The organism is Bacillus sp. AG4(2022) (assembly GCF_031844465.1).
GTDB classification, from domain to species: domain Bacteria; phylum Bacillota; class Bacilli; order Bacillales; family Cytobacillaceae; genus Bacillus_AB; species Bacillus_AB infantis.
In genome coordinates this window covers 69,361-81,854 of sequence record NZ_JAUZVH010000010.1, presented here as the reverse complement: position 1 = coordinate 81,854, position 12,494 = coordinate 69,361, and the positions used below count along the sequence as shown (strand labels likewise).

Sequence of the window (12,494 nt, the reverse complement as noted above, 5' to 3'; positions counted from 1 at the left end):
GGCAAAACTTCCAGGAAATGGGGTGCATCATGCAAACAGAAACAATCCTTGTCAAAACACCTGAATATGTACCGCTTCAATTCCAGCCTGCCGGACTTGGCAGCAGGGCTGGAGCCATCATCATCGATCAGCTGATTCTCATGGTCTTCAATCTGGCCAGCATTCTGTTATTTATTTTTTATGCTTCCAGTGCTGCTGCGTTCTTTCTAGATGATACTTTCCTTTCATGGCCATTCGCCATTATGCTTATATGCCTTTTTCTGGTCAACTGGGGCTATTTTTTTGTATTTGAATTTTTTTGGGCGGGAAGGACACCGGGGAAAAAAATCATGGGCATCCGGGTCATCCAGGATAACGGGCAGAGCATCACTTTGCTTTCAAGCTTTATCCGCAATCTCCTGCGAATCATCGACTCCCTGCCGGTGTACTATCTGCTTGGCATCCTGATGGTGTTTTTTCATTCCAGGCATAAACGGGTCGGCGATCTGGCTGCAGGTACTGTGGTCGTGCATGAAAGGAAAAAGAAGAAGCCGGGTAAAGTGACCGGGATTGAAAAAGAAATCCGGGAAAGAGGCCTGAAAAAGGAAGATTTATATATGGACGAATGGACTGTCAGGAAAATTGGCGCCGAGGAATGGAAGCTTTTAAAAACCTATAGTGAAAGACTGCTCCAGCTCCCTATAGGCAAAAGAGAAGAGCTCACAAAGAAACTATCTTATACGCTCCTGCCAAAGCTCGATATCGATCCAGAACGGAAATCATTCAGGCAGCTGGAAGACATCCTGCTGGTTCTTTATTTAATCGGCAAAGAAGAGTGGGAGTTTGAGAATCAGATAAAATGAGCAGATTTTCCTAATTGAAAAAATAATTAGAAAACTTCCTGCTAACTCGTTGACAAATCATATGGGTATGGTAGGATTAATTTCAACAAAATAAATCAGAGCAAACGCTCCTGATTATATCACTTATCTAGAGTGGCTGAGGGACTGGCCCATCGAAGCCCGGCAACCTGCTAAAAGCAAGGTGCCAATTCCAGCAAAATGTCCAGCATTTTGGGAGATAAGGTGCAAGTATGTGAAATGCGCCTTTTCCTGTTGGAAAAGGCGTTTTCTTATTCCTCCTTGTGCCCATCCCAGCCATTCAAAAAGGAGGCGAGCCGATCTGAAGCATGCTGATTGGGAGGAAGTGGCAGCACATCTGCAAAGGATGCTGCAGTCTGTTAAGTTTGGAAGCATCACACTTGTAGTGCAGGATGGCAAGGTCATTCAAATCGAGAAGAATGAAAAGGTTCGCCTTCAATCTAATAAAGCGCGCTGACTAGACAAACTAGAGGCGGTCTTTCTCCCGAAGCGGGAGGAAGGCTGCCTTTTTTTCTTGTTAAAAAGCAGGCAAAAAGCAGAAGGCATCATGAAAGGAGCACTGAAATGAGCACCACCTTAACGTACACACACTGGGAACCGCCGTCATTCCCTGAAGATGATGGATTCAAAGGGGCAAAAAATGTGCTGGAATGGGCGTTCAGCCATTACAGCCCGCAGGAAATAAGTTATGCATCAAGCTTCGGGGCAGAGGCGATTGTGCTGATTGATCTGATCCAGGCAATAAAGCCTGATGCCCATATAATTTTCCTGGATACCGGGCTTCATTTTCCGGAAACTTATGCAGTCATCGAAAGGGTGCAGGAGCGTTTTCCTGAGCTGAATATTGAAAGGAAGCTGCCGGCCCTTACTTTGGATGATCAGCGGGTAGCCTATGGACCGGCACTGTGGAAAAAAGAGCCGGACCGCTGCTGCAGCATCCGGAAGATCATCCCGCTCCAGGAGGCCATGAAAGGCAAAATGGCCTGGATTTCCGGGCTGAGGAGGGAACAGTCTGCCTCCAGGGCAGGGGCGGAATTTTTAAACAAGGACAGCAAATTCCATAATGTGAAAATCTGTCCGCTAATCCACTGGACTTGGGAGGATGTGTGGGAGCATATCCGAAAAAAAGATCTCCCCTATAATAGCCTCCATGACAATGGGTATCCAAGCATTGGCTGCTTTCCCTGTACAAGGGCTGCAGGAGATGGCGGGGACAGCAGGGCAGGCAGGTGGGCCGGGACCGGCAAGACGGAATGCGGCCTGCATTCCGGGTGAAAGGGGGGCACGACCATGCTTGCAGCAATAGCAATGACTGTTGGACTATTCTTTGCCATGAATATAGGAGCAAGCGGGGCAGCAGCCTCGATGGGGATCGCCTACGGATCCGGGTCGATTAAAAACAGAAAAACTGCCCTGCTGCTTTGCGGGGCAGCCGTATTCCTTGGCGCCTGGCTCGGAGGGGGCGAGGTTGTCAAAACGATGGGAAGCGGTATTGTGCCGAAAAGCACTTTCACGGTGAGCATTGCCCTGATAGTCCTTGCTTCGGCAGCACTGTCGCTATTCCTGGCCAATATTTTCGGCATCCCGCTTTCGACGAGTGAGGTGACGGTCGGATCGGTTGTCGGAGCAGGGATTGCTTATCAATCCTTATTTGCTTCCAAGCTCTTGTGGATCATTTCCTTTTGGCTTCTAACGCCGCTGGCAGCCTTTATCATTGCTGTCATTGCCGCGAAGCTGCTCAGGATGTTCCGCTTGTCCAAGCAAGCCAAAAAGCCGGGCACCATCCGCTTCCTTGGCATTCTGGTCGCTCTCATGGGATTGTTTGAAGCCTTTTCGGCCGGCATGAACAATGTTGCCAATGCGGTCGGCCCCCTTGTTGGCGCTGACATTCTCTCTTCAGGGGCAGGAATCTTCTGGGGCGGCATATTCGTTGCTGCCGGGGCAATTTTTCTTGGGAGCAAAGTGCTGGAGACAAACGGAAAGAAAATAACTGATATCCGGCTTGAGGAAGGATGCATTATCTCTGGTACCGGGGCAGGCATTGTCACTGCAGCATCCTTGTTCGGGATTCCCGTCCCTTTGACCCAGATCACGACAAGCTCCATCATCGGAATCGGCTTTGCCGGCCAGGGGCGCTCTGTTTTCCAGAAAGAAATCGTCGTCAGGCTGCTCGGTGTATGGCTTGTGTCGCCAGTCCTATCGATGGTCCTGAGCTATACCTTGATCCAGATCATGATCAAGCACGACTTTTATCCGATTGTTGCCATGGCTGGGGTCCTCATTTCTGTATTCGGTGTCCGTTTCCTGATGGGAAGGCAGACCGCGGCCCTGCCGGAAAATGAAACTTACAAATTAGCAAGGAAAGGCTGATGAAAATGTCACTACCTATGCCTCATGGAGGCAAACTCATTGAAGCATTTAATCCAAATTATCCCGTCCAGAACACGAATAAGGAAATAGAAATAGACTCAGTTGCATTAAGCGACCTGGAGCTGATCGCCTGCGGCCTTTTCAGCCCGCTGGCAGGTTTTCTGGGAAAAGAAGACTATGAATCTGTTGTTGGAAGGATGCGCCTTGCAGACGGGACAGTATGGCCGATACCGGTCACACTGCCAGTCACCCCGGATAAAGCAGAAGAGCTTCAAAGAGGCGATACCTGCAGGCTGAATCATAAAGGAGAAACCTATGGGATTCTTGAACTTTCAGAGCTTTATCAGCCTGATCTTGAAAAAGAGGCACTATCTGTCTACCGGACAACTGACCGGGCGCACCCCGGGGTTAAAAAGCTTTTTGAAAGAGGCGGCACCTATGCTGCAGGAAAAATTACATTGATTAAAAATCCTGATAAAGGAGAGTTCGCAGATGTCTGGCTGACACCAAAAGAAACACGGTCATTATTTGCCGAAAAAGGCTGGAAAACGGTTGTGGGCTTCCAGACGCGCAACCCGGTGCACCGGGCCCATGAATATATCCAGAAAGCTGCCCTGGAAACAGTCGACGGCCTTTTCCTCAACCCTCTCGTCGGATATACGAAGGAGGATGATATACCGGCAGATGTCCGTCTGAAAAGCTATCGGGTGCTGCTGGAGCATTATTATCCTGAATCCCGTGTTCAGCTGGCAGTCTATCCAGCAGCCATGAGGTATGCGGGGCCGAGGGAGGCTATATTTCACAGCATCGCCAGAAAGAACTTCGGCTGCACCCATTTTATTGTCGGGCGCGATCATGCCGGAGTAGGAAATTATTACGGAACCTATGATGCCCAGCATATATTCAGCGAATTTACCGAAGAGGAGCTGGGAATCAAGCCGTTATTTTTTGAACATAGCTTCTATTGCAATGTGTGCGAAGGCATGGCTTCCGACAAGACCTGCCCGCACACAGCAGATGACAGGGTGGTTCTTTCAGGCACAAAGGTCAGGGAAATGCTCCGTGCAGGAGAGATCCCGCCTTCCTCTTTCAGCAGGAAAGAAGTGATAGAGGTACTGATTGAAGGCCTTCGGGAAAAAGAAACGGTTTAAGGGGGACGCTAACATGGCACAATCACTGAATCTGACCTGGCATGAAACTGCAGTCACAAAGGAAGGACGGAGAGCGCAGAACGGCCATGCCAGCTGTGTACTCTGGTTTACCGGCCTGTCCGGATCAGGAAAATCAACGATCGCAAATATCGTCAGCCACCGGCTTTTCAAGGATGGCATCGCTGAATATGTCCTGGATGGCGATAATATCCGCCATGGACTCAATCGCGACCTCGGATTCTCAGAGCAGGACAGAAATGAAAATATCCGCCGCATCGGTGAGGTGGCAAAGCTGTTTACAGACAGCGGCCAGATTGTCTGTACAGCATTCATTTCACCTTATCGGAAGGACAGGGAGCTGGTGCGGAGCCTTTTTCCTGAAAAAGGGGAATTCATTGAAGTCTTCATTGACTGCCCTTTGGAAGAATGTGAAAAGCGGGATCCCAAGCGGCTGTACCAAAAAGCACGGCGCGGAGAAATCAAGGGATTTACAGGAATCGACGCTCCTTACGAAGAACCGGAAGAACCGGAGATTATCATTCGGACTGACCAGCTTTCTCCAGAAGAGGCGGCTGAAAAGATATTAATCTATTTAAAAGAGCAGGGTATCATTTAAGGAGGGGCAAGAATGGCATATGTAAAGCATTGGGCTGATAATGAAAAGCTGAACAAAACGGAAAAAGCAAAGCTGGAAAAAGACGGACTCGAAATTCTTAATGATATTCCCTATTATGCAGCAAACGGCTTTGAATCCATTCCAAAGGATCAATGGGACCTGTTCAAATGGGCAGGCTTGTATCTGCAGCGCCCGAAGGAGGATGGCTATTTCATGATGAGGGTGAACGTCCCCTCCGGCATCCTGACGAAGCCGCAGGTTGAGGCACTGGCAGGAATTGCCCGGGACTACGGGCGCGGCGTCTTTGATATTACAACAAGGCAGGCAATCCAATTCCACTGGCTTGAAATCGGGCAGATCCCTGATATTTTCAACAGGCTGGAGGCTGTCGGCCTTTCGAGTGCAGGGGCATGCGGTGACATCACAAGAACAATTGTCGGCAACCCTATTGCCGGGCTTGATCCGCATGAACTGTTTGATACCACTGAAATTGTCAAGGGTGTATATACCTATTTTCAGAAGAATGAAGATTTCTCCAATCTGCCGAGAAAATATAAAATGTCAATTTCAGCCAATCTGCATAATGCTTCTAATGCGGAAATCAACTGTGTATCCTTTACCCCGGCGGTCAAGGTGATTGATGGCGAGCAGAGAAAAGGGTTCCACCTCAAGGTTGGCGGCGGACTTTCTTCACGACCGTATCTTGCAGAAACACTGGATGTATTTATCGAGCCTGAGCGCACACTGGAAACAGCAATTGCCGTAACAACGATTTTCAGGGACTACGGCTACCGGGAAAAAAGGCATCTTGCCAGACTAAAATTCCTTATGGCAGACTGGGGTCCAGAGAAATTCAAGGAAAAGCTGCTGGAGTTCACAGGCCCTCTTCCTGAAAAAGGAACAGAGCCTGCAGCAGGCTGGAATGCCGGCTATTTTTACGGTGTCCATGACCAGAAACAGCCCGGCCTGAAGTTCCTTGGATTCAATGTGCCGGTGGGGCGCCTGTCGTCTGATGAAGTGTTCGAGCTTTCACGCATTTCTGCCCAATATGGGAACGGAGAAATAAGGACGTGCAATTCGCAGAATCTGATCATTCCCAATATAGCTGAGGAAAACGTTGAAGCACTGCTACAAGAGCCGATTTTCAGCCGCATCACCATCAATCCCAATTCTTTTATCGGGCACGCGGTTTCCTGCACCGGGATTGAATATTGCAATCTGGCACTTGTTGAAACAAAAGAAAGGATGCGCGTGATAGCTGAAGAGCTGGATAACCGGATCGCCCTCGATGTGCCGGTCAGGATCCATATGGTAGGCTGTCCGAACTCCTGCGGTCAAAGGCAGATTGCCGATATTGGCCTGCAGGGGATGAAGGTGCGGAATGAAAAAAAAGAAATGGTGGAAGCTTACGAGATTTATGTAGGAGGAACCCTGAATGCCGGCGGCAAATTCAATGAAAAGCTAAAGGGAAAAGTAGAAGCGGAAAAGCTGGCAGATGTACTCGAGGAATTGCTGCAATTTTTCAAAAAAGAAAAGGCGGCCGGGGAATCCTTCTTCGATTTCGTCAGCAGGGCCGGCCTGGAGCTTTTCCAGCAGCAGCTTGACATCATATTGGGAAAAGAAGCCCATGGCCTATCTTTATAGATTCAGTGTGCAGCTGGAGGAGAAGGAGATTGCCGCTGTCATCCTCGCTGAAAATGACGAGGCGGCTTTCCGTCAATTGGATGTTGAGCTTGAGAAATTTTATCTGAAAGAACCCGGTGTACAGGAAGTGGCCTTAAGAGAGAAGAAACGCGCTGCAAAAAATGCAGGATATATATTTGATGAAGATGAGAAAGGGTGGTAGTGATGCCAGGAAAAGTATATTTGGTCGGGGCAGGTCCGGGGGAAGCCGAGCTGATTACCGTTAAGGGTCTTCGCTGCATCCAGGGAGCGGATGTCATCCTTTATGACCGGCTGGTGAATCCGGAGCTGCTTGAGCACGCGAAAGAAGGCGCCCAGCTGATTTACTGCGGCAAGCTCCCCCATTATCATACAATGAAACAGGAAACAATCAGCCGGTTCCTTGTGAAATTTGCCAAAAAGGGACTGAATGTTGTCAGATTGAAAGGCGGAGATCCCTTCGTGTTCGGCCGTGGAGGGGAAGAGGCGGAGGAATGCGCCAATAATGACATCCCCTTTGAAATAGTTCCCGGGATAACGGCTGGCATCGGGGCCGCCGCCTACGCAGGGATCCCTGTCACGCACCGCACCCTCAGCAAAAGCTTCGCCTTTGTGACAGGCCATCAGGCTGGAGACATGGAAGCAGAGCATCAATGGGCCCATCTCGCCAGGGCAGTAGACACCATCTGTGTGTATATGGGAGTATCACATCTTTCTAATATCGTTGCCAAGCTCCTCGAAAACGGAAAGGAAAAGGATACGCCCATTGCCCTCGTGCACTGGGGCACGCTTTCTGGCCAGCAGACTGTAGCTGGGACACTTGAGACAATTGTGCCGCTTGTTGAACGGTCCGGCATCAGCAACCCAAGCATGATTGTTATCGGGGAAGTCGTCAAGCTGCACAAAAAGCTTCATTGGTTTGAAGAAGAAATTGCACCCCAGCTCCCGGTCATCCAGGGAATATAAAGGAGGAGGAACATGGAAGCGATCCTATATATAGGGCATGGCACCCGCTCGAAAAAGGGGGCACAGGAGGCAAGGGACTTTTTGAATAGGATTATCAGCAAATCTTCTTCACGGATCCAGGAAATCAGCTTTTTGGAGCTTGCAGAACCGTCGATTGGCGAAGCTTACGAAAAATGTATTCGCCGGGGGGCCTCCTCCATCAGGGTGGTTCCGATCTTTCTTTTATCAGCGGGGCATATAAAAAAAGATATCCCGGATATTCTGAAAGAGTTAAAAAATAATTTCCCTGAAATACCTGTTGAAGTGGCCGATCCCTTTGGTGTCCAGCAGACGATTATTGATGCAGTATGTGATTTGATATTTCAGGAAGCAATGGTGCTTTCCAAAGAGGATTCTGTTTTGCTTGTTGGGAGGGGGAGCAGTGATCCTTCTATCATTGAAGCGTTTGAAGAGATAAGAAGTGGCGTCGCTGATAAAACTGGTGCCATGGTGAAGGTTTGTTTTCTGGCTGCGGCTTCTCCAACTATCGATGAAGGGCTTGAGGGTGTTTGTGCCGATAGCCGGGGAAGAATCATAGCAGTTCCTTATTTATTATTCGGCGGGCTCCTTCTTAGTGAAATTGAGAACGCGGTAAGGAAAAGGAAAAAGCAGGGCATGCAGATCATACATACCGGCTCATTGAGCAGGCATTCTGCAATAGAGGAAATCGTCATTGCCCGTGCAGCAGGGAAGGAGGAGCGAGATGCAGCCCCTGTTCATTGATCTAAGAGGGAAAAAAGTCGTCATTGCCGGAGGCGGCAGGATTGCGGCCAGGAAAGCTCGTGTCCTTGACGGGGAGGGGGCTGACATCACTTTCATTGCCCCTTCATTTTCGGGGGAAGCTTTATTGATGGCTGATAGTAAAGGGTATGCTCTTATTGAACGTAAGGCGGAGGCTGCAGATTTCGCTGATGCCTTTCTTGCAATACTGGCCACAAATGACCGGAGTGCCAATGATGAGCTGCAGAAGGGTCTTCCGGCCAATCAGCTCGTCTGTGTAGTTGACGAATTTGAAACCGGCAATGTCACTTTCCCTGCAAGAGTCCGGAGGGGCGGTCTTCAGATCGCTGTGACTTCAGGCGGCACCAGCCCCAAGCTGACACGGAAGCTGAAAAAAGAATTAGAGGTCCTCTTTGACGAGACATGGTCGGTGTATACAGAATTCCTTGGGAAATGCCGGTTGGCAATAAAGAGTCTGGATCTTCCCGCCGAAGAAAAAGACCGGCTGCTTTGGAGCCTGCTGGAGGATGAATACAGATCGAGCGAGAGCAAGCAGGAGGAAAAGGCGGCGGAAATAAGGAGGATGGCGGAAAGTGTGAGGGAAGATAGTGAAGTGGTATGGTGATGCTGTACTAAGGTCGGCGAGATCGTTTTAGGCATCAGGGTTTGTGCAAGGTATTTATCGGAACCGCCTTATGCACCTGTTTTTGTTGAAATGGTAGAATAATTGGCAGTTTGATTAAATTATCGGGCGAATTGATTAAAATAATCCCGCATATGATTGAAATAACCAGCAATTTGATAAAAAAACAGAAATAGGCCGCTGCTCCTAAGGGCCAGCCATGCCAGGCAGCCAGCATTCCCGGCTGAAAACTCAATAAAATTCCTGCATTGCTTTAACTGCCGACGATAACGGCCTTAATTCACCTGAAAATCACCAAAACAGCCGCACATTAACATTTTCACCCGGAGATCAACCAAGCCACACCACACCTGTTCCCAAACACTACAAAAAAGAAGCTGACGAACCCATAAAGGACCGCCAGCTTCTTTTTTGTCATAAATTCCTATTCTTCCAGATTCAAAGCCGGTCCGAAGAATTCAAAGTGAATCTGGGATTCTTCTACATTAAGTTCTTTTAATCCTTTGACAATGGCACGAAGGAACGGAACTGGCCCGCATACATAATAGTGTGCACCATCCATCAGGATTTCGCGGAGGAAGTCCGCATCTATATAGCCTTCTTTAGCAAAGCGGGCATCCTGGCGGTCAGTGTCCTGAGCTTTTTCGTATACATACAGAAGCGTGCTGTTTTCAAGTTTAGCTTCAACTGAGGACAGTTCCTCTTTGAACGGCTGGTGGCTGCTGCTTCTGGAGGCATGGATAAAATCTACCTTGCGTCGCGGGTTTCGCTCAGCAATAGAATTGATCATGCTCATGAAAGGAGTGATTCCGACACCGCCGCTAAGGAACACAACCGGTTCATCAGCATCAGCTGCAAGTACAAAGTCACCGGCTGGGGCCGTCACTTCTATAATGCTGCCTGTTTCAACAGCATCATGAAGATAATTGGAGACCTTGCCTTCAGGTGTATTTCTTTCTGCTTCCCGTTTGACAGAAATCCGGAAATAATCTTTGCCAGGTGCTGCTGAAAGACTGTACTGCCTGTTCATCAGATATTCTTCACCAGGAATGCCAATGCGTAAGGTGATATACTGTCCAGGCAAGAAGGACGGTACAGTTGAACCGTCTGACGGCTTTAAGTAGAAGCTGGTAATAACATCGCTTTCTTTCACTTTATCAGTGACTGTAAACTCCTTGAAATCAATCCACCCTGCAGGCTGGCTGGCTGCTTCTTCATACATTTCCTTCTCGATTCCGATAAAGGCATCGGCAATTACGCCATAGGCATCTGCCCATGCTCCGATGATCTCATCAGTTGCCGCATCGCCTAGCACTTCTTTGATTGCTCCCAAAAGATGTTCTCCTACAATAGGATAATGTTCAGGCTTGACCCCAAGGCTTCTGTGCTTGTGGGCTATTTGCTTCACTGCAGGGATAATGACTTCAAGCTTATCGATATAAACCGCTGCTGCCAGAATGGTATTGGCAAGTGCAGTCTGTTGTCTGCCCCTTTGCTGGTTGGCATGATTAAAGATATTCAATAATTCCGGATGACTTGAGAATAAGTTTCGGTAGAAGACGGTTGTTATTTCCGTTCCTTTTACTTCCAATACAGGAACGGTTGATACGATAGTGTCAATGGTCTTTTGAGATAGCATTGCTGAATCCCTTCTTTGCTTAAGTAGTATTTTAAATACATCTTTATTTTAGTAGCCGGATAACTAAAAAGCAATATTTCAAATACATCTTTTAAAGAGCAGAACAGCAAAGTTTAAGATTTGTTCACAATTGTGATAAGATGGGGAAAGAACAGAATGTGAGGGAAAATCATGAGGCTGACAACCTATTCGGATTATTCAATAAGAGTATTAATATATCTCGCTTCACATCAAAATGACAAGCTCGTCAACATAAAGGAAATAGCTGAAGCTTACGATATTTCAAAAAACCATTTAATGAAAATCATTTATAATCTTGGGAAAATGGGCTATATCCAAACTGTCCGAGGTCGCAACGGGGGTTTCAGGCTCGCAAAAAGCCCGGCCGATATAAATATCGGGGAAATAGTCCGGAAGACAGAGGAAGATTTTTATCTTGTTGAATGCTTTGACCATAACAATAATTGTGTGATTACACCTGTCTGTTCCTTGAAGCATATTTTAAATCACGCGCTTGAAAGTTTTTTAAAGGTGCTGGATCAGTATACACTTGAAGATATTGTTGAAAACAAAGCCATGCTGAAAGAATATTTTGCCCGCAAAACTGAAGAAGGACAAGATGAAGTCCATGTTCAAAGGCTGCCTTAAACGGCAGCCTTTTTCATGTCATCTCCGGTGATTTCTTCCGAACTGTCCGGTTGAGCGCCTTCATTGTGGCGAGGGATAGCCAGAGCCATATGCTGCTGTAGGCAAGGCCAAACAGGAATATGGGTCCGCCCGTCAGCAATGCGGAGTATCCTGAAAGGGAAGGGCCAAGTATCGGAAAACCAATCACATACAAAAGGAATAAGATGCCGGCTGTCAGGGATGCACCCCCAAATAAGATGGCAGCCAGAGGCCGTTTCAGCCTATTAAGGGCAATGCCGATGCTGATGCCAAGCAAGCCGGTGGTAAATGGGAATACGAAAAGTTCAGAAGGCTGGAGGACAGCAAGCATCATAATTGTGAGCAAATATGTAAGCAGGCCGATCCGCACTGATAGAAAGCAGGCTATAATGATTGGCCATGTGGTCAGGATGCTGAGCGCATAGCCTGCACCGCCAAAAAGCCCGGCTGATTGAAATATTGCCGTCAAGCCTCCCAGGATCGCACCCATCACCATTTTGACCGTATTAGAATGACGGGACATCTCCTCTGCCGCTGATAATCCCAAAAACCATTTTCTGATCATTTTTCCACCCCCTTATAGGCAATGCGCTACTGTGCGGGATTATACCTGTTCTTTATATAAAATTGAGATGGGAGCCATTTCCAGCATATATTCCTGCAGCAGCAGCTGGTGCATCGTTTTATCATGGACAATCAGGAAACAGGCGTCAGCAACTTCCCTGCTCCCGACTGAAAGGCCGAGCTGTTCGCCAACGGCAAAAGCGCCCATTGCCTGCTGGTTTAACAGGAGGAGGTGATGCAAGGATTGCCATGATCCTTTTGCACCAGCGAGGAAGTCCTGAAAAGACAGTAAAGCTTCCTCCACTTTGCCGATCACCGTGCCGAGAATCCGGTCTTTACGGTCATCGGCTGTGCGGCCGATAAAGCGAAAAAGATTTTCCGCATTTTCTGCATGATGCAGCTGCGACCTGTGTATTTTTTCAATGGCTTCCCTGATATGTGGCTCCCGGATAGAGGGCACTGCTTTTGCCAGCATAACCTCAAGAGCGGTTTGGGCTGTGAGGATATGTTCAAACCATTTTTCCATTTCATTCTTCTGCATTTCAATATAATCTTCACCCAGCTCAATAAGAATGGCTTTATGTTCCCGCATATCGTT

General features: G+C 48.1%; 15 protein-coding genes and 1 riboswitch. Of the genes, 12 read left to right on the top strand and 3 right to left on the bottom strand.

Translation table 11 applies throughout. From position 1 onward, the window contains the following. Positions 1-29: 29 nt before the first annotated feature. From Q9R36_RS22675 to Q9R36_RS22625, 11 genes are all read left to right on the top strand, one after another. Positions 30-842: an RDD family protein gene (locus tag Q9R36_RS22675; protein ID WP_311225902.1), complete on the top strand. Its 813-nt coding sequence runs from the start codon at positions 30-32 to the stop codon at positions 840-842. A 120-nt stretch (positions 843-962) separates the two neighbouring features. Then, a riboswitch (SAM riboswitch) is annotated at positions 963-1,066 on the top strand. A gap of 119 nt (positions 1,067-1,185) precedes the next feature. Further along, positions 1,186-1,317, top strand: a complete 132-nt coding sequence (locus Q9R36_RS22670; protein ID WP_009793599.1) for a YezD family protein — start codon at positions 1,186-1,188, stop codon at positions 1,315-1,317. 107 nt (positions 1,318-1,424) lie between these two features. Further along, positions 1,425-2,135, top strand: coding sequence for a phosphoadenylyl-sulfate reductase (locus Q9R36_RS22665; RefSeq protein ID WP_224897447.1), 711 nt, complete (start codon positions 1,425-1,427; stop codon positions 2,133-2,135). Between the two features lie 15 nt (positions 2,136-2,150). After that, entirely contained in the window at positions 2,151-3,230 is a 1,080-nt protein-coding gene (locus tag Q9R36_RS22660) for a sulfate permease (protein WP_311225901.1), read from the top strand. Between the two features lie 5 nt (positions 3,231-3,235). After that, positions 3,236-4,381 carry a sulfate adenylyltransferase gene (sat, locus tag Q9R36_RS22655; RefSeq protein WP_224897443.1) on the top strand — a complete coding sequence of 382 codons (1,146 nt, stop codon included), beginning with the start codon at positions 3,236-3,238 and terminating at the stop codon, positions 4,379-4,381. 13 nt (positions 4,382-4,394) lie between these two features. Beyond that, positions 4,395-4,997 carry an adenylyl-sulfate kinase gene (gene cysC / locus Q9R36_RS22650; RefSeq protein WP_311225900.1) on the top strand — a complete coding sequence of 201 codons (603 nt, stop codon included), beginning with the start codon at positions 4,395-4,397 and terminating at the stop codon, positions 4,995-4,997. 12 nt (positions 4,998-5,009) lie between these two features. Then, entirely contained in the window at positions 5,010-6,641 is a 1,632-nt protein-coding gene (locus Q9R36_RS22645) for a nitrite/sulfite reductase (RefSeq protein ID WP_311225899.1), read from the top strand. Next, positions 6,625-6,843, top strand: a complete 219-nt coding sequence (locus Q9R36_RS22640) for a DUF3906 family protein (protein WP_101547842.1) — start codon at positions 6,625-6,627, stop codon at positions 6,841-6,843. Before Q9R36_RS22645 ends, Q9R36_RS22640 begins: the two co-directional genes overlap by 17 nt. A 2-nt stretch (positions 6,844-6,845) precedes the next feature. Further along, positions 6,846-7,625 carry a uroporphyrinogen-III C-methyltransferase gene (gene cobA, locus Q9R36_RS22635; protein WP_257991154.1) on the top strand — a complete coding sequence of 260 codons (780 nt, stop codon included), beginning with the start codon at positions 6,846-6,848 and terminating at the stop codon, positions 7,623-7,625. Positions 7,626-7,637: 12 nt separating this feature from the next. Then, the gene (locus Q9R36_RS22630; RefSeq protein ID WP_311225898.1) at positions 7,638-8,387 is read left to right on the top strand and encodes a sirohydrochlorin chelatase; all 750 of its coding nucleotides are present in this window, start codon (positions 7,638-7,640) and stop codon (positions 8,385-8,387) included. Further along, a complete protein-coding gene (locus Q9R36_RS22625) occupies positions 8,368-9,009 on the top strand; it encodes a precorrin-2 dehydrogenase/sirohydrochlorin ferrochelatase family protein (protein ID WP_311225897.1) in 642 nt (213 codons plus the stop codon). The genes Q9R36_RS22630 and Q9R36_RS22625 overlap by 20 nt, the downstream gene beginning before the upstream one ends. 442 nt (positions 9,010-9,451) lie before the next feature. Here Q9R36_RS22625 and hmpA read toward each other — a convergent pair whose 3' ends face one another. Then, positions 9,452-10,666 carry an NO-inducible flavohemoprotein gene (hmpA, locus tag Q9R36_RS22620; protein WP_311225896.1) on the bottom strand — a complete coding sequence of 405 codons (1,215 nt, stop codon included), beginning with the start codon at positions 10,664-10,666 and terminating at the stop codon, positions 9,452-9,454. Positions 10,667-10,837: 171 nt separating this feature from the next. On the opposite strand from hmpA, the gene Q9R36_RS22615 reads away from it, so the two are divergent. Then, positions 10,838-11,314: an RrF2 family transcriptional regulator gene (locus Q9R36_RS22615; RefSeq protein WP_224897427.1), complete on the top strand. Its 477-nt coding sequence runs from the start codon at positions 10,838-10,840 to the stop codon at positions 11,312-11,314. A gap of 13 nt (positions 11,315-11,327) precedes the next feature. Here the strand turns inward: Q9R36_RS22615 and Q9R36_RS22610 are convergent, their stop codons facing one another. Both Q9R36_RS22610 and Q9R36_RS22605 read right to left on the bottom strand, forming a co-directional pair. Continuing rightward, positions 11,328-11,897, bottom strand: a complete 570-nt coding sequence (locus Q9R36_RS22610; RefSeq protein WP_311225895.1) for a hypothetical protein — start codon at positions 11,895-11,897, stop codon at positions 11,328-11,330. Between the two features lie 39 nt (positions 11,898-11,936). Further along, on the bottom strand, positions 11,937-12,488 hold the full coding sequence (locus tag Q9R36_RS22605; protein ID WP_311225894.1) for a hypothetical protein: 552 nt from the start codon (positions 12,486-12,488) through the stop codon (positions 11,937-11,939). Positions 12,489-12,494 lie beyond the last annotated feature (6 nt).